A 24,138-nucleotide genomic window follows, 5' to 3' on the forward strand; every position below is an offset into this window, starting at 1 on the left:
CATCCACCCAGTAGGACGTGCGAGCCGCGTACCGACGGTTGGTAATGGTGGGTCTTCCTAGCCGAGCGGGTGTTCGTGGAAGTGAGGCCGGTTTCGATAGTGCCGATTGCGGGCGGCCAGCACGCAGAGCGCTGCCACCGCGGAAGTCAAGGACCCGACGAGGACCCCCACCTTGACAGTCTCTTCTAGCGCGGACCCGGCACCGAACGCGAGTTCGCCGACGAGCAGAGACACGGTGAAGCCGACCCCGGCCAACAAACTGACGCCGAATAGGTCGGGCCACCGCAAGGTCGGGTCCAATCGAATTCCTGGCAAGCGGGTAACGAGGAAGGTGGCGGTGGTGATCCCCAAGGTTTTGCCGAGCACGAGCCCGGCCATGATGCCGAGGGCCACGGGGGTGGTGGCCGAATCCACGAGGCCGGAGAACCCTCCGATGGTTACCCCTGCGGCGAAGAACGCGAAGAGCGGAACCGCCACGCACGAGGACCAAGGCTTCAGCAGGTGTTCGAAGCGTGCAGTGGGCCCGTGTGCGGCGGCCGCCTCCTTCTCGGCCAACGAACCCATCCTTGAGGTTGGGGCGTTGAACACCGGGACAGTGAGTCCGAGCAGGACCCCCGCGATGGTGGCATGGACACCAGAGGCATGAACAAAACCCCAAGCCACGACCGCGATCGGCACGAGCAACCACCACGCCGGCAGTCGTCTCAACGCTACTGCGAACAAGGCGATGCTCACTGCGCCTAGCAGGAGGAACAGCAGATCAATGTGCGCGGTGAATCCGACAGCGATGATCGTGATCGCGATGAGGTCGTCAACGACTGCCAAAGTGAGCAGAAAGGCCCGCAGTGCCGGTGGAAGGTGGCTTGAAACGGCTGCAAGGACTGCCACTGCGAACGCAATGTCGGTGGCCGCCGGAACAGCCCACCCGTTGAGCGCCCCCTTGCCGCCACCAGCCGCGGTGACGACGGCAAGGTAGACGAGTACCGGGACCACGACGCCGCCGACGGCAGCGGCGACGGGCACCAACGCGCGGCGCGGATCGCTCAGGTCCCCGGCCAGGAACTCACGCTTGAGCTCCACACCAACAACGAAGAAGAACACCGCGAGCAGGCCGTCCGCGGCCCACTGACCCATCGTCAGATCGAGGTGCAGCGCTGCCGGACCGATCCTGAAGTCGCGCAGCGACGCGTAGAGCTCGGCCCCGGGAGAGTTGGCAAGGGTCAAGGCCACAAGGGTGGCGACACCAAGCAAGACCCCACCGGCCGGTTCCAGTCGGGACCAGGCACCCAACCGCTCGCGGCGGGTGCGCTGATGCGGATCCAGGGGTGCATGGGCATGAAGATGCGACGACAAGATGGAGTCCAGACGTGAGTGTCCAGCGGTCCAGGGACCACCGAGCGAACAAAAGGAAACACTGAAGAGTGGTTCCGCACTTCGTCCCGATAGGGACGGCGCACAGAAGCCTCAGCGTTCTGTCTGGGGACAACCCGTCTGCCACGCACCCCACGTGGAGATGTAGCCATTGGTCCCTGTCGCGGTCATCGTCTGACCCTGCGTGCGCACATCAGAGGACCCCGCAAGGAACTCGGGCGCACGGTGGATGATCACGTCCCCCACTTTACCGTTGCCCCCCCGACAGCGCGAGCCCAGGAAGTACCGACACGAGGTCCGTCACGGCACCTCTTGCGCGAGGAGCTCGATGAACTCGTCCGCCATCTCGAGGTGGCGTACCAGTTTCGCGCGCCGTTCCTGGACGTCAGCTCGAATGGCGCCCAGACGGTCTACGGCCGGTCGGCGGGACGATTCGTCACCGCCATGATCGCGCAGCGTCTCAATGTCAGCCATGACTGCCTTCATCTGGTCAAGGGTGAAACCCAACGGCTTCATCCGTCGGATGACCATGATCTTCTCCACGTCCTCCTCGGTGTAGAGGCGAAAACCGCCCTCGCTACGCCCGGACGGCCGCAACAGACCTACCTCTTCCCAATGACGCAGGCTCCGCAGTGACAGCTCGGTTCGGGCGGCGACCTCACCGATCTGCATCACCGCCACGGGTGCGTCCGCGGGTGTCGGAGGGTGGGATTCAGTGGGCATCGATGGGGTCCTCACGTCATGACGATTACAACCCTCACGTTACGTGAGAGTACGATCCTGCTCAGACTTCGCCGGCAGGACGCCGGCACGCGCACCCATGGTGCGCACCAACCCCATCCAGATCCAAGCCGTCCGAGCCTGCCACCGCGACGTGGCCTTCGCGCGGACGACTGCCTCCCAGAACGGAACGCCGCCCTTGAGCGCCACCACCCTGCCCCACGCACCCGAACCGAGCGTCATGGCGGCGCTACGATCCCCCAAACTGTTGCGCACCGAGGTGCTCGCCGGCCTGGTGGTCGCACTGGCGTTGATCCCCGAGGCGATCTCGTTCTCCATCATCGCGGGTGTCGACCCACGCGTCGGCTTGTTCGCGTCGTTCACGATGGCGGTGTCCATCGCGTTCCTCGGCGGTCGCCCGGCCATGATCTCGGCCGCAACCGGCGCCATCGCCCTGGTCATCGCGCCGGTGATGCGCGAGCACGGCTACGACTACCTCATCGCCACGGTCCTTTTGGGTGGCCTCATCCAGATCGCACTCGGCCTGGGCGGGTTCGGCAAACTGATGCGCTTCATCCCGCGCTCGGTCATGGTCGGGTTCGTCAACGCCCTCGCCATCCTCATCTTCATGGCACAGATCCCGTACATGGTCGACGTGCCGTGGCTGGTCTACCCGATGATCGCCGCCGGCATCGCCATCATGGTCGGCCTCCCGCGCGTCACAAAGGTCATCCCGGCTCCCCTGGTCGCGATCGTCGCCCTCACCGCGTTCACCGTCATTGCCGCCCTCACCGTCCCCAACGTCGGCGACGAAGGCGAACTGCCCGACAGCCTCCCCGCCCTCTTCATCCCCAACGTCCCGTTCAACCTCGACACCCTGCAGATCATCGCCCCCTACGCACTCGCGATGGCACTGGTCGGCCTGCTCGAGTCGCTACTGACCGCGAAGCTGGTCGACGACATCACCGACACCCACTCCAACAAGACCCGCGAGTCCTGGGGTCAAGGCGCGTCCAACGTGATCACGGCCTTCTTCGGCGGCATGGGCGGCTGCGCCATGATCGGCCAGACCCTCATCAACGTGAATGCCTCCGGTGCCCGCACCCGCATCTCCACGTTCCTCGCCGGTGTCTTCCTGCTCATCCTGGTGGTCGGATTCGGCGACGTCGTGGCCATCATCCCGATGGCCGCACTCGTCGCGGTCATGATCATCGTCGCCGTCGGGACCTTCGACTGGCACTCCGTCCATCCGACCACCCTGCGCCGGATGCCGAAGTCAGAGACCACCGTCATGGTCGCCACCGTCGCAGTCACCGTCGCCACCCACAACCTCGCCATCGGCGTCGTCCTCGGCGTGCTGGTCGCCATGACGCTGTTCGCCCGCCGGGTCGCCCACCTCACCGAGACCCGCCGCGAGGTGGTCGAGGACCGCGACGGCGTCGCCACCGCCGTCTACCACGTCACCGGCCAACTGTTCTTTGCCTCCTCCAATGATCTCTACACCCAGTTCGAGTACGCCGACGACCCCAACCACGTCGTCATAGACCTCACCCAGTCCCACATCTGGGACGCCTCCACCGTCGCCTCACTGGATGCCATCACCACCAAGTACGAGCGCAAGGGCAAGACCGTCGAACTCGTTGGCCTGAACGGCCCCAGCGCGGAACGGCACGTCCGGCTCAGTGGCGCTCTCCCCTCACACTGAGAGGCATTCGCACACGACGCGACGAGCGTGATGCCCCGACGATTCGTCAGGCGCTCGTAGTGCACCTCGGGGAGCCGGCAGAGGCCGATGGTCCTCGGGGTGGACGAACACATCTGGCGGCCAGGACGGCAATCCCGGTGGTGGACATACTTCCGATCAAGCCATCGTTGTGGGCCAGGGTCGGCGCCGACACCCCACACGCCGGACAGATCCCGGGCATGACACCCCGGAGGGGTCAAGCGATCCAGGAGTCACAACGGGCACCGGGTGACCGGCGATAACCCTGCCAGCCAGCCCCCGGCCAGCCGCCACGAGGACTTACAGGCGATTCAATTTGGGAAGAGCCGCTCTTCTCACCCGCAGACACCGTTTCCGCCTGATGACTCATCACCACCAGTGGAAACCAAGGCGTGGGGCAGGTCAAGGTGTCAACCAAACACTGGGCAGTCCCGGGCGCGGTCAGATTGCGCTGACGACCGCGACCGGGCATTGTGCCCGCATCGCCACGTCGCTCGACACTGACCGGTGCAACAGTCTGAGTACGCCCCGTCGGCGCCTCGCGCCGAGCACCAGCAGTTGCGTTGATCTGGACAGGTCTATCAGTTCGTCAGCGGGGCGGCCGGATCGGTGCGCGGCCCGGTGTTCGACATCGGGGTACTGATCCGCCAACCCAGCGATGGTCTCAGCAACCAACAACCGCTCTTCCGCCGTCGGCCCGTGCTGATCGCTGCGACTCAGTAGCGCGAGGACTGCGGAACCACGGGCCCAACGCTCCAGCGAACAGTGCACGACAACGACTGGGAGGCCAAACGTGGACGCATAGTAGAACGCGAATTCAGCAGCACCTCGCGACACGAGCGTCCCGTCCACACCCAGGACGACCCGTCGGGCCAACCCGCTCCGGGCCGGCGGGTCCCGGACGACGACGACCGGACAATCGGCCTGCCGCATGACCGAGCGGTGGATGGCACCAGCGGGTGACCAGCCCACGGCTCCCCGGCGCGACCCCACGACGAGAACTGAAGCCTCCTGCGATTGGGCCAGCAGCACGGATGACGTGTCACCCGACTCAACGACGGTCACAGATACGTCCGGATGATTGGCGAGCACCCTGTTGGCTGCGTTGTCGAACAGAGTCCGGCGGGACTCCGCCACCTGCGTCCCGTCGGATCGTGCGTCCGCAAAGGTCGAGTCACCACGGGCGTTGTCTCTGGCGTGCACCAGCCTCAGCGGCCTTCCGGTCGCCGCAGCCCAGGAGGACGCCCAGTCAAGTGCTTCGGTACTGTCCTCGGTGTCACTGATCCCAACGACCACGGGGCCGTGCGCGCTCGTCACCATGATCCATTGTGGTCACGGACCAGACCCCTTGGAAAGGGCGACACTGCGCCGCGAGCTGGCAGGGTGGGCTGTCGAGCCCATCTCCTACCCAGAGGGCAGGTGTCCGTGCTTTGAAGGCAGGTACAGATGGCTTGACCCGGAGGTCGAAGCGGAGTGGTCGAGCGCCGCGATGTAGCGCTCGGCGTCCAGGGCCGCGGCGCAACCGGTCCCGGCGGCGGTGATGGCCTGCTGGTAGGTGTGGTCGACCAGGTCGCCGGCAGCGAAGACGCCGGCCAGGTTGGTGGCCGTGGAGGGCGAGGCGACCTTCACGTAGCCCTCGTCGTCGAGGTCGACCTGACCCTTGACCAGCTCGGAGCGCGGGTCGTGACCGATGGCGATGAAGAGACCAGAGATCTCGAGGTCCTTGAGGTCGCCCGTGACGGTGTCGCGCAGGGTGATCTTCTCCAGCGACTGCTCGCCGTGGATCTCGGCGACCTCGGAGTTCCAGACGATCTCGAGCTTGGGGTCGGCGAAGGCGCGCTCCTGCATGACCTTGGAGGCGCGGAGCTCCTCGCGGCGGTGCAGCAGGTAGACCTTCGAGGCGAAGCGCGTGAGGAAGGTGGCCTCCTCGACGGCGGAGTCACCGCCACCGACGACGGCGATCACCTTGTCGCGGAAGAAGAAGCCGTCGCAGGTCGCGCACCACGAGACGCCGCGGCCCGACAGCTCGTCCTCACGGGGCAGGCCGAGCTTGCGGTAGGCAGAACCGGTGGCGAGGATCACCGAGCGCGCGGTGTAGGTCTTGTCGTAGGTCTTCACGACCTTGACGTCACCGGTGAGGTCGACCTCGACCACGTCGTCGGTGACCAGCTCGGCGCCGAAGCGCTCGGCCTGGGCGCGCATCTCGTCCATCAGGGCCGGGCCCATGATGCCGTCGCGGAAGCCCGGGAAGTTCTCGACCTCGGTGGTGTTCATCAGCGCGCCCCCGGCGGTGACGGACCCTTCGAAGACCAAGGGCTCCAGGTTGGCGCGGGCGGCGTACACGGCGGCGGTGTAGCCCGACGGGCCGGAGCCGATGATGATCACGTTGCGTGGCTGGTCGGACATGTTTCTCACTCCTCGACGCGCATTTGGGGCCCAGCCACGCGGCAGATGTGGTCCACCGCGGGGCGTGGAGCTCAGACGGGTGCGATCTCCGCCAGTAGCGTCTTGACGCGGGCTTCGATCTCGTCGCGGATGGGACGTACGGCTTCGATGCCCTTGCCCGCCGGATCAACGAGGGCCCAGTCCTCGTAGCGCTTGCCGGGGAAGATGGGGCAGGCATCGCCGCAGCCCATGGTGATGACAACGTCCGAGGCGGCCACGTCCTCGGTGAGGAGTTTGGTGGGAACCTCGGCGGTGATGTCGATGCCGACCTCGGCCATCGCCTCGACTGCGGCGGGGTTGATCGTCTCCGCGGGGGCTGAGCCTGCCGAACGGACGAGGACACGATCCCCGCCGTGGTGGCGCAGGAAGCCGGCGGCCATCTGGGAACGGCCGGCGTTGTGGACGCAGACGAAGAGGACTTCGGGCACGGTGGTCATGAGGACGTCTTTCTCCTGGTTGGCGGCCTGCACGAGAGCCGCGTGGGCGATTTTGGCGGTGAGAGCGGGGAGGTAGTTGTTGATACGTGCCTCGGCCGCGATCCGCTCGTAGGCGTCGGTGACGTAGGCGTGAACGGTTTCTGGGCCGAATACGCCGGAGAACTGCGGGATCAGGTCCTCGGCGATCCGGCGGAGCAGTTCTGCAGGTTCGAGCAGATGCCATCCCCTTCGATCCGTGCCGCTGGACCGCGGTATCCCGGGCGCTTGGCGTTCGGATGTCATCGGCTCTCCATCGCCGGGGCCGAAGGAAAGTAGCGGCGGCGGGCCCACAGCGACACGTACACGAGTCCGACGAGGACGGGTACCTCGATCAGTGGCCCCACGACACCGGCCAGGGCCTGGCCGGAGGTGACCCCGAAAACGCCGATGGCCACGGCGATCGCGAGCTCGAAGTTGTTGCCAGCCGCGGTGAAGGCCAGCGAGGTGGTCCGTTCGTAACCCAGGCCGATCGCGCGTCCCAGGGCGAAGCCGCCGATCCACATCACGGTGAAGTAGGCCAGCAGCGGCAGCGCGATCCGGGCCACATCGAGCGGCTGGGAGGTGATCGCGTCGCCCTGCAAGGCGAAGAGCACGACGATGGTGAAGAGCAGCCCGTACAGGGCCACCGGCCCGATTCGCGGCAGGAAGGCGTCCTCGTACCACTCCCGGCCCTTGGCCCGCTCCCCGAAGAAGCGGGTGAGGAAGCCGGCCACCAAAGGGATACCGAGGAAGATCAGCACGGACTTGGTGATGTCCCACGCCGAGACGTCCAGCGTCTCTCCGTCGCCCAGGCCCAGCCAGGTCGGCAACAGGTCGAGGTAGAACCAGCCCAGTGCACCGAACGCGATGATCTGGAAGACGGAGTTGCTCGCGACCAGCACCGTCGCGGCTTCGCGGTCACCGCAGGCCATGTCATTCCAGATCATCACCATCGCGATGCAGCGGGCCAAGCCGACGATGATCAGACCGGTGCGGTACTCCGGGAGGTCTGGCAACAGCAGCCAGGCCAGAGCAAACATGAGTGCCGGGCCGAGGACCCAGTTGAGCAGGATCGAACTCCACAGCAGCCGCTTGTCAGCGGTGACGTGGCCGAGTTCGTCGTACCGGACCTTCGCCAACACCGGGTACATCATCACGAGCAGGCCCAGTGCGATGACGATCGAGACCTTCCCGATCTCAACTGCGGCCAGGGCTTCGTCCAGACCCGGCACGAGACGGCCCAGTCCCAGTCCGGTGACCATCGCGATCGCGATCCACACGGGGAGCAGACGGTCAAGGGTGGACAGTCGCTCCAGGCCTGCCGCCGACGCTGGAGAGGTCTGGACACTCATGCCGGCACCGCCACGTCGAACAAACTGCCCAGGGCACTCAGCGCCCCCGGACGCGCGGAGTAGTAGACCCAAGTGCCGCGACGCTCTCGGCTCACCAGGCCCACGTCATGCAACACCTTGAGGTGATGGCTGATCGTGGGCTGGGACAGGTCGAAGCAGGGCAACAGGTCGCAGACGCATGCCTCTCCCCCCTCGTGCGAGAGGATCAACGACATCAACCGCAGACGGGCCGGGTCGCCGAGCGCCTTCAGCAAGGGAGCGATCGTCTCGGCCTGTTCGGCATCGATCGGTTCTGCCGCAAGTGACGTGCAGCATTCGAGCGCGTCGGTCGGCGCACACTCTGATTTCGACATGTGTCTATATTGACAGATGTGGAAACGCGCGGACCGCCGGGACGGGTGAACGATGGGTGAACACTCGCTGATCACCGCGTCGGAGTCGGCGAGCCGGCCGGCGCTACTGAGGTCGTCGCGGCGCTCGTTTCCTTCGCGCCCGTAGCCGCGAGGCTCGCCAACCCGGTCGCCACAGTCGCGACGGCGGCGAGGACGGCAAACAGACCGACATAGCTCCCCGTCGCCTCGACGATCAACGCGCCCAACAAGGGTGCAAGGGCGCTGGCGGCGAGGACGGGGGCGTTGTACACGCCGCTGACGGCGGCGTACCTTTCTCTGCCCCAGTGGTCGCTGACCAGAGTGGCGCCCACCAGAGTGAAGAGACCTCGCGACGAGCCCGCAAGCACGGCGAGCGCGATGAGCACCGGGGCGGGCCCGGCGAGAGTGGCGAATCCGGTCACAGCAACGCCCATAGCGCCGATCACCACGACGGCCCGGACTTGCGCGGTCAGTTGGCGCGTCATCCAGGGGTAGAACACACGCCCCAGGACTTGTCCCGCTCCCCCGAGCCCCAGGGCCCAGGCAGCACCCGTGGAGGTCATCCCCCGGTCAATCAACAGGGGAACGAGGTAGACCATGGAGGCGTACGAAGCGAGCGCCATGAGGGTCCCGGCTGTGGTGGCGAGCAAGAACGTACGGCTGCGGAGGATGTGGCGATCACTGACACGTGGCGGCGGGCCGGGGATTCCACCTGGCCCGGACGTTCGGCGCTGCCTGGATCCTGTTCCCGCGTGCCGTTCCCGTCCGGGCCAGGGGTGGCGCAGCACGAGCAGATGGATCGGCAGGGTGATGGTGCCCAGTGCGACGGCGAGGACGAGATAGGTCTGGCGCCAGGACAGATGCAGCGCAAGGGCATCCGTGAGGGGCGCAAAGATGGTACTGGAGAACCCGGCCGCCAGCGTCAGTGTGGTGATGGCCTGGACGCTGCGCGGCCCGAACCATCCAGTGAGGGCGGCAAATGCCGGAGGGTAGAAGAGGCAGGCGCTGGCCGTGCCGGCGAGCACCCAGGCCGCTAGGAAGAGTGCGTAGTTGGGGCTCCAGGCCAGCATCAGGATCGCGGCAGTGCCCACGAGGCTTCCCGTGGTCATGACCAGCCACGGCCCGCGATCCTGCAGGATCCGACCGACGACGATGCCGACGGCTCCACCGATGACACTCCCGATGGAGAAGGCGGCCGTGATCGCGGTTCGACTCCATCCTGTTTCGGCCTGGATCTGGGGCAGCAGCACGGTGAAGGCGTAGAAGATCACCCCGTAGCTGACGATCTCCGTCACGCACAGCCCCACCAGCACAGCGCGCAGGGAGCCGCGGCCCAGGGCCGGGCTCCCTGCAGCGGGAGTCTCAGGGGAGGACAGGTCCCGCACCCACCTGCACGAACTCCGGAGCAGCTCCGCAGCAACCGCCTTCGGCTGTCGCGGCGGGCTCGTCGTAGAGGCCGGAGCCACCACAGACGCCGGTGTCCGGCAGTGCCAGCTCGACCCTGGCCGCGGCCTCGGGGTCTCCTGCCACCATCGCGACCACACTGCGCACCTGCTCGTACCCCGTCATCGCGAGGAAGGTCGGGGCACGGCCGTACGACTTCATCCCGACCATGTAGAAGTTCGGCTCGTCGGGGTGAGCCAGGTCAGCGGCTCCCGTGGCCTGCACGGAGCCGCAGGAGTGGAGGTTGGGATCCACCTCGTCTGCTACACGCCTGGGTGCTTCGAGCGTGGAGTCGAGGTCGAGACGCAACTCGGAGAGGAATGACAGATCGGGACGGAATCCGGTCAGGGCCACCACTCGGTCGACGCCTGTGAGCACCCGGCCGTCCTCGGCCACGACAACGACCTGCTCGCCCGCACGACGGAATTCACTTGTCCTGAAGCCAGCCACGAGGGCGACCCGTCCGGCCTCGACGGCCTCGCGAGCCCGTGTGCCCAGTGCCCCGCGACGCTCGAGCTGGTCAGCGGCCCCGCCGCCGAAGGTGTTGCTCGTCGTGGCGCGGCGCAGGGCCCAGGTGATCGTGGTTCCGGGGTGGTCCTGGGCGATGCGGTCGAGTTCGAGGATTGCGTTGAGCGAGGAGTCTCCCGCACCCAGCACGACGGTGTGCTTGCCCGCGTACCGCTCGGGGGCCTTCCTGTCCGGGACGCCGTAGTGGATCTTGTCAGCGTTCGCCTTCTCGCCCAGGGCGGGCAGGCCGTCGGCGCCGGCCGGGCTCGGCGTACGCCAGGTGCCCGAGGCATCAATGACCGCACGCGCCTCGATCCGGCACTCGCGTCCGGCCGCGTTCACGGCATGCACGGTGAACGGCTGGTCTCCGCGGTCAGCGTCCACCAATCGGTCACGGCCCACGCGGGAAACCCCGGTGACCCGTGCGTCGTACTGGATCCAAGGCGCCAGCGACTCCCCCAGCGGGGCCAGGTAGGACTCTACCCACTCCGCGCCGGTCGGGTAGCCAGCGGTCGGCGCGACCCAGCCCGTCGACTGCAGCAGGTCCACCGCGACACGGTCCATCAGTTCGGGCCACGGCGAGAACAGGCGTACGTGCCCCCACTCAGCCACGGCCGCGCCAGCAGCGGCGCCCGACTCCAGCACCAGCACCTCGAGGCCCCGCTCACGCAGATGCGCAGCAGCGGCCAGCCCTTGCGGTCCGGCACCGATCACAACAACAGGCAAGTCATTCATGCCCCACTCCTCACATTCACGTTTATCGATGTAAGAAACAGCACTCTCGCATCGACAAATGTCAATACGTAGGCGATGATGGGGTCATGTCCCCCCACGTGCCCCTCGTCGATTCCGAGGCCATCGTTGCGTGCTGCTCCCCCGTGACCGACGGCGTCGTCACCGACAATGCCGCCGCCGCCCTGGCCAAGATGTTCAAAGCCCTCAGTGATCCAGCCCGGGTCAAGCTCATCTCCCTGATCGCTGCTTCACCCGACGGGGAGGCATGCATCTGTGACCTGACGGAGCCGGTCGGGCTCAGCCAGCCGACGGTCTCCCACCACATCAAGCTGCTCGTCGACGCTGGTCTGGCGACTCGGGAGCAGCGCGGGAAATGGGCCTACTATCGCGTGGAGGGCAACACCCTGACCGCGCTGGCGTCCGCGCTGACGCAGACCCACTAGTCATCAGCCAGCGTCTTCGGCTGATCCATCAGCTTTCGGCAATGGCCGCTACCGTGGCCCGGGCCGAGGGGCCCACCCCGGCCAGCGTTGCGGAGGCCGGGCCCGTCCAGTCGCCGTATCCGACCAGGTACAGCCGTGGTTCATCGCGTGCTTGGGTGCCCGAGGGTCCGGCCACGGGCACGTGGCCACCCACGGTACGCAGTCCGAGCGGACGCAGGTGCCGCAACGCCGGACGAAAGCCCGTGCACCAGATGATGGCGTCGCACTCCCACTCCGTGCCGTCACCCCACGCCACCCCGCCGAGGGTGAGGCGGGAGAACATCGGTTCGGCCCGGAGAACTCCTCGGTCACGGGCGCCCTTGACGCTCGGCACCATCACGATGTCGCCGAGTCCTGCGACGCCACTGTGTTCACGGCCTTCGGCGAGCGCCTCGATGCGGGCACGGGCGGTGGTGAACAGGGCGCGCCCGTCCACGTCGTCGGGCAGGAACCGCGGCGGTCGGGTGGTGACCCAGGTGGTGTCGGCCACTGTGGAGATCTCGGCAAGGATCTGCGCAGCAGAGTTCCCGCCGCCGACGACCACGACCCGTTGCCCGGCAAAAGCGTCCGGGACCCGGTAGTCGACCGTATGCAGCTGGCGCCCGACGAAGTCCCGCATGCCCGGGTACACCGGCCAGAAGGGCCGATCCCAGGTGCCGGTAGCGGAGACCACGTGCCGAGCCGACAGCGTGCGATCTCCCGTGGCGACGTGCAGTCGACCGTCCGGGCTGTCGTCGGCTCGCGACACGCTTTCGACCCGCTGGGGGCGCTGTACGCGCAGGTCATACCGCTCCTCGTAACGCGTGAGGTAGTCGACCACGTGGTCACGGGTGGGGAATCCCCGAGTGGCATCGTCCCAGGGTGGCATCATCCAGCCCGGAAGCGAGGAGAAACCAGCCGGCGAGAACAACCGCAGACCATCCCAGGTACGCGGCCAAGCGCCGCCCGGCCGTTCGGCCGCATCAAGCATGACGAAGTCACGTCCCGGGACCAGCCCGGCTCGCCGCAGGTAGAACGCGGTGGACAGACCCGCCTGACCAGCACCAACCACGACGACGTCCACCTCGACATCAGAAGCCCCCCGAACCGGGATGGCGTCCACGTTGTCCACCATCAACGGCGCTCCTTGGCTCACGTGAATCACGGGTCCAATGGACCGTACACACGTGCGCGGGCTTTTCCTCGCACCAGCACCCTGCCAGAGACACAGCGCTGGCGTTTGACCCCTTTGGAACCGCAACGACTCGGACGTGGAGACCTGTGCACCTACTCGGACAGGAGTGGTCATCCGGGCCCCCTCGTCTCCAGGAGTGAGTCATGGCCACCACCTCACGACGCCTCGCGTCCCTGAGCGAAGCAGCAGAGATCCTCGCCGTGCGCCCCAAGACTGAATCGCCCCTGGGTCTGGTGGAGGCTCTCAATCCATGGAGGATGAGAGTCATGGCAGCACCGAGGAAGTACCCCGACGAGTTGCGTGAGCGTGCCACCCGGATGGCGGTGGAGCTGCGGGCAGACCCCGCGACGAAGCAGGGCGCGATCGCCCAGGTGTCCGAGCAGTTCGGCATGCACCCCGAGACGTTGCGCAACTGGGTGCGGCAGGCCGAGATCGACGGCGGTGTCCGGCCGGGCATCACCTCTGCTGAGGCGCAGCGGATCGCCCAGCTGGAGCAGGAGAACCGCGAGCTGCGCCGTGCGAACCACATTCTGAAGACGGCTTCGGCTTTCTTCGCGGCGGAGCTCGACCGCCCCACCAGCAGGTAGTGGCCTACATCGACGCCCATCGCCACGACGTCGTCGAGGGGCGTGGGGTCGGGGTCGAGCCGATCTGCGCGGTGCTGAAGAGCGCCGGCGTGCAGGTCGCCCCGAGCGGCTACTACGCGTCGAAGACCCGGCCGCCGTCGCCACGCGCGATCCGCGACGCGGAGCTGGTCGCCGACATCGAAGTGGTGCACCGGGCGAACCTGGGTGTCTACGGTGCCCGGAAGGTCCATGCGGCCCTGAACCGTGAAGGCATCGCGGTGGCCAGGTGCACCGTGGAGCGGTTGATGCGTGCCGAAGGCCTGCGTGGGATCCGCCGGGAGAAGGGTCGCAGGACCACCATCGGGGACGGCGCAGAGACCGAGCGGCCAGCCGATCTCGTGTCGCGCATGTTCGTGGCTTCGGCACCGAACCAGTTGTGGGTCGCGGACCTGACCTACGTCCGCACCCACGCCGGGTGGACCTACGTCGCGTTCGTGCTGGATGTCTTCAGCAGGAAGATCGTGGGTTGGCAGGTGTCCACGTCCATGCGCACCGACCTGGCCCTGGACGCCCTCGACATGGTCCTGTGGGAACGCCAACGAGCAGGCCACGACGTCACCGGTTTGGTGCATCACAGCGACCGAGGGGTCCAGTACCGAGCGATTCGCTACACCGAGCGGCTCGCTGAAGCCGAAGCAGTCGCGTCGGTGGGGTCCAAGGGCGATTCGTATGACTGTGAGCAGAATCAGGGGCTGCCTGGCCGGGGCCTGACCCTTGCTTACGACTGGCCACGGTGCCTTGGCGTTGATCTGTCGGCGCCGGCCAGGTGGCGATCAACGCACACACCGGCTGGCCGGGAGGGCGGTGACCGATTAGGGGCCTGATCGCCAAACCTGACCCATCACAGTCCTGTCCTACCCGCCCGACCAGCTGGCTTCGACAACCCAGCCAGATCGGAAGGGCAGCCATGACCAGCATGACCGTCACACCCCCCGAGCCGGTAGCCAGCCGTCAGATCATCATCGGCGTCGACACCCACAAGTACGCCCACGTCGCCGTCGCGATCGACCACCTCGGCGCCCGGCTCGCAGCACAACACGTCGCCGCCAACCGCGAAGGCTACGCGCAACTCGAAGCCTGGGCAGCCGCGTTGGCCGGCAACGGTCGAGTCATCGCCTACGGCGTCGAAGGCACCGGTCGCTACGGCGTCGGCCTGGCCAGCTTCCTGCGTCGCACCGGCCGCCGCGTCATCGAGGTCAACCGCGGCGATCGCCGCAGCCGCCGCAGTAATGGCAAGAGCGACACCCTGGACGCCGAGGCCGCTGCCCGGGCAGTCCTGGGCGGGCAAGCCACGGCTGTCCCGAAGTCGGCCGACGGCACCGCAGAGATGATCCGGCAGATCAAGATCGCTCGCGACACCGCGCGCAAGGCGAAGACAAGCGCGATCATCACGCTCAAGGCGCTCATCGTCACCGCCCCGGCCGACCTACGTGAGCACCTCGCCGGCACTTCCGACAAGGTCCTCATCGATCGATGCGCGTCGCTGCGTCCAGGCGCGGTGAACTCGCCGACCGCCAGCGCCAAGCACGCGTTGCGGACACTTGCGAAGCGCTACCAGGCGCTGGAAGCCGAGATCCGCGAGCACGACACGATCCTCGACGACCTCACCCGGTCCCACGCGCCCACTCTGCGCGAAGGCCTCGGCATCGGCGCCGACACTGCAGCCGAGATGCTCATCGTCTTCGGCGACAACCCCGATCGAGTCCACTCCGAAGCCGTCTTCGCCAAGCTCTGCGGGACCAGCCCGGTACCAGCCTCCTCGGGCATGACGAACCGGCACCGGCTCTCACGAGCTGGCCACCGCGAAGCCAACGCAGCCCTCTACCGGGCCGTCATCGTGAGGATGAGATTCCATGAGCCGACCATCAAGTACGTCGCCCGTCGGACCGCCGAGGGACTGTCAAAACGCGACATCATCCGCTGCCTGAAGCGCTACCTCGCCCGCGAGGTCTACCAGGCCGTCATGACCGATCACCGCGCCCGGCAAGCCGTACCGACCTCAGCCAGCCAGGGAACTCTTGACCTATAGGGGCGTCTGTGACCAGTTCGTGCAGCAGCCCCCTGATCCCACGTAACCCGTCACCGCGCATCAGTCGGTGCACGATGCACATGGCGATCCGGTGGCCGCGCGGGTTCAGTTCGGTGTGCATCTTCCGGACCCCGTAGACGCCGTAGTTGTCGGCGTGCACCTGCCGGATCACGTCCAGGAGACCCGCGTCGGCGACCGCCCGGAATGAAGGCGGCCTGGTCTTGGCGGCCTTCACGCTCAAAGCGCGGGGCTCGGTTCGCCGCGAAACACCCAATTGGGGATGTGCAAAATAAAGCTTGCCCGCATGGGAGAAGCCCCATCTGAGCCGCGCTGTCCGACGCGATCCCCTGGCTAGGCAGAGAACCTACGTTCGGGGCTGCACTACGCCCAGATTGGGCGCCGCACTTCGCCTCGCGCGCAGATACTTCGAGAGACCCACTTTCCCCCTGGGCTCAGAAGTGCCGTTGACAGTGATCGCGAACGCAAGGAGGGTTACGAACATGACCACGAACTCGTCCTCGCCGACACCTGACGCAGAACCCGTCGAGACGAATGCCTCTCAGGCTGACCCCTCCGCCACTTCCCACGCCCCGCTCACGCGGGCCGGCGCCGCATGGGTAGCCACTAGCGTCGCGCTCCTGCTGCTGATCTGCCTCATCGTCTTCATCTTGGAGAACTCGTCGAAGGTCGAAGTCCAATTTCTTGGAATGTCTGGAACGATCCCTCTCGGAATGGCTCTGCTGATCGCCGCCGTGGGAGGCGGTGTTGTGGTAGCGATCGCCGGCGTCGCCCGGGTCACGCAACTGCGCAGGAACGCCCGCCACACCAGGCACAGTCCATCCAGCCCTTGACTGCCACCCCGACGCAATCTTGGCAGTCCGCCCTTTCGGGGTGGCCCGCGACGAGGCCTCATGCCTGCCCTTGAGTGGGTGTTGACGTTCGGACCTAGGCTCGTTGGTGCAGGCACCCATTGCCGCATAGTCCCGCGGCGCCTCATCCGACCGACGAAGGACCTGCTGTGAGTGTCAAGAGCACCGGAAGTCACATCCTGCTACAAGGCGCCGGCTGGGTTCTCGTCATCGTCGGTCTTGCGGCCCTGGTGTTACCTGGACCAGGTCTGCTCGCCCTATTCGCCGGGATGGCCATCTTGGCCACCCAGTACGAATGGGCCGACCGGCGCCTTGCGCCGGTCAGGAAGGCCGCCTTGCGTACGGCGGCCGACAGCGTCAAGAGCTGGCTTCGGATCCTGCTGTCGGTGATCGGCGTCCTTCTGTTGGTCGGCCTAGGCGTCTACTGGGGCATCGGCGTCGCGGCACCCTCGTGGTGGCCTGTGGCCGACAAGTGGTGGTTGATGGGCGGCTGGGGGGCCGGTGCCACCCTGTTTGGGTCCGGCGTCATTGCCCTCGCCCTGCTGGTCTACAGCTACTTGCACTTCCGAGATTTCGGGGACGAGTGGAGTCCGGCACGTGAGGGAGGAGAGGAGCGACCGGGGTGAGAACGCTTGGCCGACGGATTCGGGCTTCGTCCACCGATTCAAGAATTCGAGGGGCGAGGAGGGCGCCAAGTGTGGCCCGCCGCGTGCGATACAGGCTTCAGCGCGGCATGCATGTCATCAGGGCCGAAGTACCAGTCCACCCTCTTGGGGGGGACGGTCGCGGCACGGCTGGTCAAGCAAGAGACTTCCTCGCGTGGCTGCTGGCACGCGGCGAGCTCCGGGCCTGCCTCATCCCAATCCCTTCCCTAGTGCTACCGACCTATGGCCTGGTGCTCGGGACTGCGTGGACCCGTCGCTCGGCCCGGCCCATTGGCCCTGGGCTTGAGGTCAGCTGGTTGCCAGTCGGGCGGTCTGCCTGGCGATCTCGGCTTCCTCGGAGGATTTCACCATCACCGTGAGCACGGTCGACGTCGGCGTGCTGAGGTCGGTGTCGCCTTGTGCGGAGTCGTTCGTGGCCTGGTCGATGTCGATGCCGAGGTAGCCCAGTCCGGCCGCCATGTCCCGGCGTACCTCGGCGGAGTGCTCTCCGATGCCGCCGGTGACCACCAACAGGTCCAGGCCTTGGGCGCTGGCAGACGTGGCGCCGATCTCCCGCCGCAGGTGGTGGGTGAAGACGTCGTAGGCCAAGGCCGCGTCGCGGTTGCCGGCCTGACGCGCAGCCAGGACGTCGCGGAGATCTCCGCTTGTTCCGGAGAGTCCCTTCATCCCCGACTGGTGCTCGAGGACGTCACGCAGTTGTTCGGGTGTGAGGTCGCCATTCTGGAGGAGACACAGCACCATGCCCGGATCCACCGACCCGGAGCGGGTGACCATCACTAACCCTGCCAGCGGGGTGAAGCCCATGGTGGTGTCGACGGACCGTCCGTGGCGGACGGCTGCCAGGGAGGCGCCCGCGCCGAGGTGGCAGGAGACGATGCGCAGCTCGGCGGGGTCTCGTCCGCCCAAGGCTGCGGCGCGGCGTACGGCGTAGGCGTGGCTGAGGCCATGGAATCCGTAGCGCCGCAGTTGCCACCGTTCGTTCCACTGCCGGGGCAGGGCGTAGGTGCTCGCCGCGGCGGGGAGCGTGGCGTGGAACGTGCCGTGGAACGTGGTGTCAAAGCAGGCGACGGCGGGTGTGTCGGGCAACAGCTTCCGGGTCTCACGGATCGCCGCGGTGGCGCGCGGGTTGTGCAGGGGCGCCAGGTTGGTGATCAAGTCGAGATAGTCCAGCACGTCGTCGTCGACGAGCACGGGTTCGATGAAGCGTGGCCCGCCGTGGACGACGCGGTGACCGATCGCGTCGAGGGTGGGGGTCTGCTCGATGAAGTCCCGGATCGGTGCGACGTGCCCTTCTCCCTCCCAACGCTCGATGGTGGTGGCCGCGACCTCGTCGTCCCCTTCGCGCACGGAGAGCTTGAGGCTGCTGGAACCGGCGTTGACGACCAGGACCCGCACGCCCTCAGCCCTCCGGGGCGTTCTGGGCGGGATCCGGCGTCGCCGCCTGAGGTCCGGCCCCCATCCCCCACTGCCAGTCCTGGATCTCGGGGAGATCCTCACCATGGGTGCGGATGTAGATCCTGTGCTCGATCAGCTTGTCCCGCAGGATCTCGCGGACCGGTGCCCCCACTATCTGGAGGCTGGGCACCCGGTCGATCACGTCGATCGCCAGGTTGAAGCGGTCGACCTGGTTGAGCACGGTCATGTCGAACGGCGTGGTCGTGGTGCCTTCCTCCTTGTAGCCGCGCACGTGCAGGTTCTGGTGGTTGTGCCGTCGGTAGGTCAGGCGGTGGATGAGCGTGGGATAGCCGTGATAGGCGAAGATCACCGGCTTGTCCTTGGTGAACAGGGAGTCGAAGGCGTTGTCGGAGAGGCCGTGGGGGTGCTCGCGCTCATCCTGGAGACGCATCAGGTCGACCACGTTGACGAACCTGATGGCCAGGTCGGGGAAGAAGCCGCGCAGCAGCTCGACGGCGGCCAACGCCTCCATCGTCGGCACCTCGCCCGCGCAGCCGAGCACCACGTCGGGTTCCTCGGTGGGGTGGGTGCCGGCCCAGTCCCAGATGCCGATGCCCTTGGTGCAGTGCACGATCGCCTCGTCCATCGTGAGGTACTGCAGGGTCGGCTGCTTGCCGGCGACGATCACGTTGACGTACTGGCGGCTGCGCAGGCAGTGGTCAGCCACCGAGAGCAGCGTGTTGGCGTCCGGCGGGAAGTAGACGCGGATCACGTCGGACTTCTTGTTGACCACGTGGTCGACGAAGCCGGGGTCCTGGTGGGAGAAACCGTTGTGGTCCTGGCGCCACACGTGCGAGGTGAGCAGGTAGTTCAGGGACGCGATCGGTCTGCGCCACACGATGTCGTTGCTGACCTTCAGCCACTTCGCGTGCTGGTTGAACATCGAGTCCACGAGGTGGATGAAGGCCTCGTAGCAGGAGAAGAGCCCGTGCCTGCCGGTCAACAGGTATCCCTCGAGCCAGCCTTGGCAGGTGTGCTCGGAGAGGATCTCCATCACCCTGCCGTCGACGGCCAGGCTGTCGTCGTCCGGCAGGAGCTCGGCGTTCCAGGTGCGAGAGGTCACCTCGAGCACGTCCTGGAGCCGGTTGGAGTTGTTCTCGTCCGGTGAGAACAGGCGGAAGCGATCCATGTTGGCGGCCATCACGTCGCGCAGGAACCCGCCCAGCACCTTCGTCGCCTCGACCGCGCCGGTCCCCGGGGTCTCCACCTCGACCGCGTAGTCGCGGAAGTCGGGCATCTGCAGGTCGTGCAGCAGGAGTCCGCCGTTCGCGTGCTGGTTGGCGCTCATCCGCCGCTCCCCAGCAGGATGCAGGTCGGCGATCTCGGGGACCGGGGCGCCGTCCTCGGTGAACAGCTCCTCTGGTCGGTAGCTGCGCATCCACTGCTCGAGGACCGCACGGTGCGAGTCGTCCTCGCGGGCTCGGGCGAACGGCACCTGGTGGGAGCGCCAGGAGCCTTCGACCTGGTGCCCGTCGACCTCTGCGGGCCCGGTCCAACCCTTGGGAGAGCGCAGCACGATCATCGGCCACGGTCGCCGGGCGACCGGCTGACGCCGGGCGGTGCGTGCCTCGTGCTGGATGTCGCCGATCGCGTCCAGGCAGTGATCCAGAGTGGCCGCGAAGGCCTGGTGCATCTCCTCGGGATCGGATCCCTCAACCAGGTACGGCGCGTGTCCGTACCCGCGCATCAGTGAGGTGAGCTCGTCCGTGGGGATGCGGGCCAGGAGGGTGGGGTTGGCGATCTTGTATCCGTTCAGGTGCAGGATCGGGAGGACTGCGCCGTCGCGACGAGGGTCCACGAACTTGTTGGAGTGCCAGCTGGCAGCCAACGGCCCGGTCTCGGCCTCCCCGTCCCCCACCACCGCCGCGACCACGAGCCCGGGGTTGTCGAACGCGGCGCCGTAGGCGTGGGACAGCGAGTACCCCAGCTCTCCCCCCTCGTGGATGGAGCCCGGTGTCTCCGGGGCCACGTGGCTCGGGATCCCGCCAGGGAAGGAGAACTGCTGGAAGAGTCGACGCATCCCTGCCAGATCCCGACCGATGTCCGGATAAACCTCGCTGCAGGTCCCCTCCAGCCACCCCGAAGCAACCACGCCGGGACCCCCGTGGCCCGGCCCGATGACGTACATCATGTCGAGGTCGCGAGCCGTGATCGCGCGGTTGAGGTGCGCGTACATGAAGTTCAGCCCAGGGGTCGTGCCCCAGTGGCCGAGCAGCCGCGGCTTGACGTGCTCCGGCTGCAGGGCCTCACGCAGAAGCGGGTTGTCCATCAGGTAGATCTGGCCCACCGACAGGTAGTTCGCCGCCCGCCACCAGGCGTCGACCCGTCGAAGCTCGGCCGGGCTGAGAGGTTGCCCGCTGACGGTGCTGTTCGTGACTTTGCGTCGGCTCATGCGCCAGGACGCTAACGTTGAGGCATCGCCGCGTCGAGGGCACGGCGAAGCTCAGGGGGAAACGATCAATGGATCTGGATTCGTCGACTCTGGGAGTGCTTCGCGACCCGTCGCTGCTGGGCGGCGACGTCGTCGGCCGAGAGCTGGACGTGGACCCCACCACCGGACTCTCCGAGGAGGAGGCGGCCCGCCGACTGGCCGCCGACGGCCCCAACGAGCTCCGTGGCAAGAAGCCGGTGCCGACCTGGCGGAAGGTCCTCGCGCAGTTCCAGGATCCCCTGATCTACCTGCTGCTCGCGGCCGTGACGATCTCGCTCATCGCCTGGGTCATCGACGGCGCCCCGGGCACCCCCATCGACGCCTTTGTCATCGCCGCCATCATCGTGCTCAACGCCGTGCTCGGCTACACCCAGGAGTCACGGGCCGAGGACGCCGTGGCGGCTCTCGGCACCATGACAGCCGCGGCGTCCACGGTCCTGCGCGACGGGACGCTGCGGACGGTTCCCTCAGCGGAGCTGGTCCGAGGGGACGTGCTGGTGCTCGACGAAGGCGCCGCGGTCGGAGCAGACGCACGCCTGCTGACCGCTAACTCGCTCCGGATCCAGGAGGCGTCCCTGACCGGGGAGAGCGAGGCAGTCACCAAGGACCCCACCACGCTGAGTCACCCGGCGCCTCTCGGCGACCGGCTGAACATGGTGTTCAAGGGCACCGCCGTCGCCCAGGGCACCGGACGCGCGATCGTCACCGGCGTCGGGATGGACAGCGAGGTCGGCGCCATCGCCGATCTGCTCGACGCCACCGTCGAGGAACCCACCCCCCTGCAGGACGAGGTGGCGAGCATCAGCCGGGTCCTCGGGGCAGGGGTCGTCGTCATCGCGATCGTCGTGATGCTCACGATCATCCTGGTGGACGGGGTCACCGAGCCGAGTGACCTGGTGATCGTGCTGCTGCTGGGGGTCTCGCTCGCTGTCGCCGCGGTGCCCGAGGGCCTCCCGACCATCCTGTCCGTGGTGCTCGCCATCGGCGTGCAGCGGATGGCCAAGCGCAACGCCGTGGTGAAGAAGCTCAGCTCGGTGGAGGCGCTCGGGTCGGCCTCGGTCATCTGCACCGACAAGACCGGCACCCTCACCCGCAACGAGATGACGATCCAGCGGATCGTCACTGCGTCCGGCACCGCCGAGGTCAGTGGTGTCGGGTACCGCCCCGAGGGAGAGGTACGCAGTGACGCAACGCCGCTCCACGACACTCACCTGCACGAGGCGCGGCTCTTGCTCGGGGCTGGCTCGCTCGCCAACGACGCACAGCTGACAGAGCGTGCCGGTGCGTGGGAGATCGTCGGCGATCCGACCGAGGCGGCGTTCCTGGTCGCGGCACGCAAGCTCGAGGGCACCACCGAGTGGATGGGCCGATTCCAGCGACGGGCAGAGATCCCGTTCACGTCCGAGCGCAAGATGATGTCGACCCTGCACCAGCAGGCCAGCAACGGCGCCCACGTCCTGCTCAGCAAGGGCGCGCCCGACGTCCTCCTGGCCAGCTGCACCCGGCAGCAGGTGGGCCGCGACACCGAACCCCTCACCGACGCGACCCGGGCTGCGCGTCTCGCCGAGATCGAAATCCTCTCCACCGACGCCTACCGGACCCTCGGCGTCGCCTACCGCGCCGTGACCGACGAATCCGCCCAAGGGTCCGACGGTGCTGTCGAGATGGACCAGTCCTGGGAGGAGGACCTGGTCTACGTGGGGGTCGTCGGCATCATCGACCCCGCGCGCACCGAGGTGGCCGCGGCCATTGGCGAGGCACACCGCGCCGGCATCCGCGTCATCATGATCACCGGGGACCACCCGAGCACCGCAAGCCGCATCGCGGAGGACCTCGGCATCATCGAGGCCGGAGACCGCGCAGTGACCGGGGTGGAGCTGGACACCCTCGACGACGAGGAGCTGCTCGTCCTCACGCGCGAGGTCTCCGTGTATGCCCGGGTGGCCCCCCAGCACAAGCTCAGGCTCGTCGACTCGCTGCAGTCCGACGGCCAGATCGTGTCCATGACCGGCGACGGCGTCAACGACGCCCCCGCCCTGAAGTCGGCAGACATCGGCGTGGCGATGGGCATCACCGGGACGGAGGTGACCAAGGAGGCGGCGCGGATGATCCTGGCCGACGACAACTTCGCCACGATCGTCGCCGCCGTGCGTCAGGGCCGCGTCATCTTCGAGAACATCAAGAAGTTCCTGCGGTACCTGCTGTCGTCCAACGTGGGCGAGGTCCTCACCGTCTTCCTCGGCGTCGTCCTGGCCGGCGTCATTGGGCTCAACGAGGCCAGCGACGGGGCCACCGTCGTGCTGCCGCTGCTCGCCACCCAGATCCTGTGGATCAACCTGATCACCGACTCGACACCCGCGCTGGCCATGGGGATCGACCCCGAGATCGACGATGTGATGGCACGGACACCGCGCAAGGTGACGGACCGGGCGATCGACGCCCGGATGTGGAGAGGCATCGTGACCCTCGGCCTGGTCATGGCCGGGGCCACCCTCTTCGCCATCGACCTGTTCCTGCCCGGCGGCCTCGTCGAGGGCCACGACACACTCGACGTCGCCCGCACCGCCGGGTTCACCACGCTCGTGCTCGCACAACTTTTCAACTCCCTCAACGCCCGGTCGGAGACGACGACCGCCTTCCACGGCCTCTTCGCCAACAAGTGGCTGTGGGGCGCGATCGCTCTCGGAGTGGTGCTCCAGGTCGCCGTCGTCGAGGTTCCGTTCCTCCAGGTCGCATTCGGCACCGCGTCCCTGGACCTGGCTCACTGGGCCGCGTGTGTCGCCCTCGGCTCGGTCGTGCTCTGGTACGACGAGCTCCGCAAGATGCTCCTCCGACTGAAGGATCGCCCCTGACAACAGCCAGGACCGACCGGGACCCGAGGCGTATGGTCGAACCAGTTGCCATCGCGGCGGCCGCACACAGTCGGCGGGAGTGTCATGACAGCTCAGGACGCACAGTCCTTGCAGGTCCCCCACGCGATGGTGTTCGGAACCGGGATCGGACTCGCCCTTGGTGCGGTTCTGGGTGGCACCGCCTTCATTGCTCCCGGCCTCTTGGTGGGCGCGGGGATCGGCCTCGTCATCGGCGCGGCAGCTGCCGCCCACAGGTCGCCAACAAGCCCGTAGCGCAGGCGCCGCGTGAGGGGAACGACGTCGACTTCAGGGGTCGATCAACGACGCATCATTGCTTCCGTCTTGGTCAGCCTCCTGTGCTCCCCGCGGCTGAGCGTCCGTTTCGCGACGCTGCTCGGCCTCGGGGTCGTCGCCTTCGTCCTCTGCCAAGCCA

General features: G+C 67.2%; 20 protein-coding genes and 1 pseudogene. 8 read left to right on the top strand and 13 right to left on the bottom strand.

The window, feature by feature from the left end:
* Positions 1 to 57: 57 nt before the first annotated feature.
* Both nhaA and FCL41_RS09140 read right to left on the bottom strand, forming a co-directional pair.
* Positions 58 to 1,353 carry a Na+/H+ antiporter NhaA gene (gene nhaA, locus FCL41_RS09135; protein WP_212723114.1) on the bottom strand — a complete coding sequence of 432 codons (1,296 nt, stop codon included), beginning with the start codon at positions 1,351 to 1,353 and terminating at the stop codon, positions 58 to 60.
* 318 nt (positions 1,354 to 1,671) lie between these two features.
* Entirely contained in the window at positions 1,672 to 2,043 is a 372-nt protein-coding gene (locus FCL41_RS09140) for a MerR family transcriptional regulator (protein WP_137066061.1), read from the bottom strand.
* A gap of 247 nt (positions 2,044 to 2,290) precedes the next feature.
* Here FCL41_RS09140 and FCL41_RS09145 point away from each other — a divergent pair, with 247 nt between their 5' ends.
* Positions 2,291 to 3,796, top strand: coding sequence for a SulP family inorganic anion transporter (locus tag FCL41_RS09145; protein ID WP_239021593.1), 1,506 nt, complete (start codon positions 2,291 to 2,293; stop codon positions 3,794 to 3,796).
* A gap of 459 nt (positions 3,797 to 4,255) precedes the next feature.
* Here FCL41_RS09145 and FCL41_RS09150 read toward each other — a convergent pair whose 3' ends face one another.
* The 7 genes from FCL41_RS09150 to FCL41_RS09180 all read right to left on the bottom strand — a co-directional run bounded on the left by FCL41_RS09150 (position 4,256) and on the right by FCL41_RS09180 (position 11,122).
* Positions 4,256 to 5,134, bottom strand: coding sequence for a universal stress protein (locus tag FCL41_RS09150; RefSeq protein ID WP_137065746.1), 879 nt, complete (start codon positions 5,132 to 5,134; stop codon positions 4,256 to 4,258).
* Positions 5,135 to 5,218: 84 nt separating this feature from the next.
* Positions 5,219 to 6,220 (bottom strand): thioredoxin-disulfide reductase, encoded by a 1,002-nt coding sequence (gene trxB, locus FCL41_RS09155; RefSeq protein WP_137065747.1) that lies wholly within the window; start codon positions 6,218 to 6,220, stop codon positions 5,219 to 5,221.
* 71 nt (positions 6,221 to 6,291) lie between these two features.
* On the bottom strand, positions 6,292 to 6,978 hold the full coding sequence (locus FCL41_RS17855; protein ID WP_137065748.1) for an arsenate reductase ArsC: 687 nt from the start codon (positions 6,976 to 6,978) through the stop codon (positions 6,292 to 6,294).
* Positions 6,975 to 8,066 carry an ACR3 family arsenite efflux transporter gene (gene arsB / locus FCL41_RS09165; RefSeq protein ID WP_137065749.1) on the bottom strand — a complete coding sequence of 364 codons (1,092 nt, stop codon included), beginning with the start codon at positions 8,064 to 8,066 and terminating at the stop codon, positions 6,975 to 6,977. The genes FCL41_RS17855 and arsB overlap by 4 nt, the downstream gene beginning before the upstream one ends.
* The gene (locus tag FCL41_RS09170; RefSeq protein ID WP_137065750.1) at positions 8,063 to 8,419 is read right to left on the bottom strand and encodes an ArsR/SmtB family transcription factor; all 357 of its coding nucleotides are present in this window, start codon (positions 8,417 to 8,419) and stop codon (positions 8,063 to 8,065) included. Before FCL41_RS09170 ends, arsB begins: the two co-directional genes overlap by 4 nt.
* A 71-nt stretch (positions 8,420 to 8,490) precedes the next feature.
* A complete protein-coding gene (locus FCL41_RS09175; RefSeq protein WP_212723116.1) occupies positions 8,491 to 9,732 on the bottom strand; it encodes an MFS transporter in 1,242 nt (413 codons plus the stop codon).
* 67 nt (positions 9,733 to 9,799) lie between these two features.
* On the bottom strand, positions 9,800 to 11,122 hold the full coding sequence (locus tag FCL41_RS09180; RefSeq protein ID WP_137065751.1) for an FAD-dependent oxidoreductase: 1,323 nt from the start codon (positions 11,120 to 11,122) through the stop codon (positions 9,800 to 9,802).
* 86 nt (positions 11,123 to 11,208) lie between these two features.
* Here FCL41_RS09180 and FCL41_RS09185 point away from each other — a divergent pair, with 86 nt between their 5' ends.
* Complete coding sequence (locus FCL41_RS09185; RefSeq protein WP_137065752.1) at positions 11,209 to 11,565, top strand: ArsR/SmtB family transcription factor; 357 nt, start codon at positions 11,209 to 11,211, stop codon at positions 11,563 to 11,565.
* A 28-nt stretch (positions 11,566 to 11,593) separates the two neighbouring features.
* Here FCL41_RS09185 and FCL41_RS09190 read toward each other — a convergent pair whose 3' ends face one another.
* Positions 11,594 to 12,718: an ArsO family NAD(P)H-dependent flavin-containing monooxygenase gene (locus FCL41_RS09190; protein WP_137065753.1), complete on the bottom strand. Its 1,125-nt coding sequence runs from the start codon at positions 12,716 to 12,718 to the stop codon at positions 11,594 to 11,596.
* Positions 12,719 to 13,044: 326 nt separating this feature from the next.
* On the opposite strand from FCL41_RS09190, the gene FCL41_RS09195 reads away from it, so the two are divergent.
* The 3 genes and pseudogenes from FCL41_RS09195 to FCL41_RS09205 all read left to right on the top strand — a co-directional run bounded on the left by FCL41_RS09195 (position 13,045) and on the right by FCL41_RS09205 (position 15,433).
* On the top strand, positions 13,045 to 13,365 hold the full coding sequence (locus tag FCL41_RS09195; RefSeq protein ID WP_170970241.1) for a transposase: 321 nt from the start codon (positions 13,045 to 13,047) through the stop codon (positions 13,363 to 13,365).
* Positions 13,365 to 14,078 (top strand): annotated as a pseudogene (locus FCL41_RS09200) (IS3 family transposase); the annotation flags it as partial. The gene FCL41_RS09195 and the pseudogene FCL41_RS09200, both read left to right, overlap by 1 nt.
* Before the next feature lie 242 nt (positions 14,079 to 14,320).
* Complete coding sequence (locus tag FCL41_RS09205) at positions 14,321 to 15,433, top strand: IS110 family RNA-guided transposase (protein ID WP_239021594.1); 1,113 nt, start codon at positions 14,321 to 14,323, stop codon at positions 15,431 to 15,433.
* Here the strand turns inward: FCL41_RS09205 and FCL41_RS17790 are convergent.
* Entirely contained in the window at positions 15,366 to 15,668 is a 303-nt protein-coding gene (locus FCL41_RS17790) for an IS3 family transposase (protein WP_170970242.1), read from the bottom strand. The two genes, FCL41_RS09205 and FCL41_RS17790, sit on opposite strands and share 68 nt — an antisense overlap.
* Before the next feature lie 265 nt (positions 15,669 to 15,933).
* Between FCL41_RS17790 and FCL41_RS09215 the strand changes: the two genes are divergently transcribed.
* Both FCL41_RS09215 and FCL41_RS09220 read left to right on the top strand, forming a co-directional pair.
* On the top strand, positions 15,934 to 16,284 hold the full coding sequence (locus FCL41_RS09215) for a lipopolysaccharide assembly protein LapA domain-containing protein (protein ID WP_137065758.1): 351 nt from the start codon (positions 15,934 to 15,936) through the stop codon (positions 16,282 to 16,284).
* A 167-nt stretch (positions 16,285 to 16,451) separates the two neighbouring features.
* Positions 16,452 to 16,928, top strand: a complete 477-nt coding sequence (locus tag FCL41_RS09220) for a PGPGW domain-containing protein (protein ID WP_170970243.1) — start codon at positions 16,452 to 16,454, stop codon at positions 16,926 to 16,928.
* A gap of 327 nt (positions 16,929 to 17,255) precedes the next feature.
* Here the strand turns inward: FCL41_RS09220 and FCL41_RS09225 are convergent, their stop codons facing one another.
* Both FCL41_RS09225 and FCL41_RS09230 read right to left on the bottom strand, forming a co-directional pair.
* Positions 17,256 to 18,362, bottom strand: coding sequence for an acetate/propionate family kinase (locus FCL41_RS09225; RefSeq protein WP_212723117.1), 1,107 nt, complete (start codon positions 18,360 to 18,362; stop codon positions 17,256 to 17,258).
* 4 nt (positions 18,363 to 18,366) lie between these two features.
* Complete coding sequence (locus tag FCL41_RS09230; protein WP_137065761.1) at positions 18,367 to 20,814, bottom strand: phosphoketolase family protein; 2,448 nt, start codon at positions 20,812 to 20,814, stop codon at positions 18,367 to 18,369.
* A 95-nt stretch (positions 20,815 to 20,909) separates the two neighbouring features.
* Between FCL41_RS09230 and FCL41_RS09235 the strand changes: the two genes are divergently transcribed.
* Positions 20,910 to 23,705 (top strand): cation-translocating P-type ATPase, encoded by a 2,796-nt coding sequence (locus FCL41_RS09235; protein WP_239021595.1) that lies wholly within the window; start codon positions 20,910 to 20,912, stop codon positions 23,703 to 23,705.
* The last annotated feature ends 433 nt before the right edge of the window (positions 23,706 to 24,138 follow it).

Origin of the sequence: Nocardioides jishulii (assembly GCF_006007965.1) — a bacterium.
Classification (GTDB): domain Bacteria; phylum Actinomycetota; class Actinomycetes; order Propionibacteriales; family Nocardioidaceae; genus Nocardioides; species Nocardioides jishulii.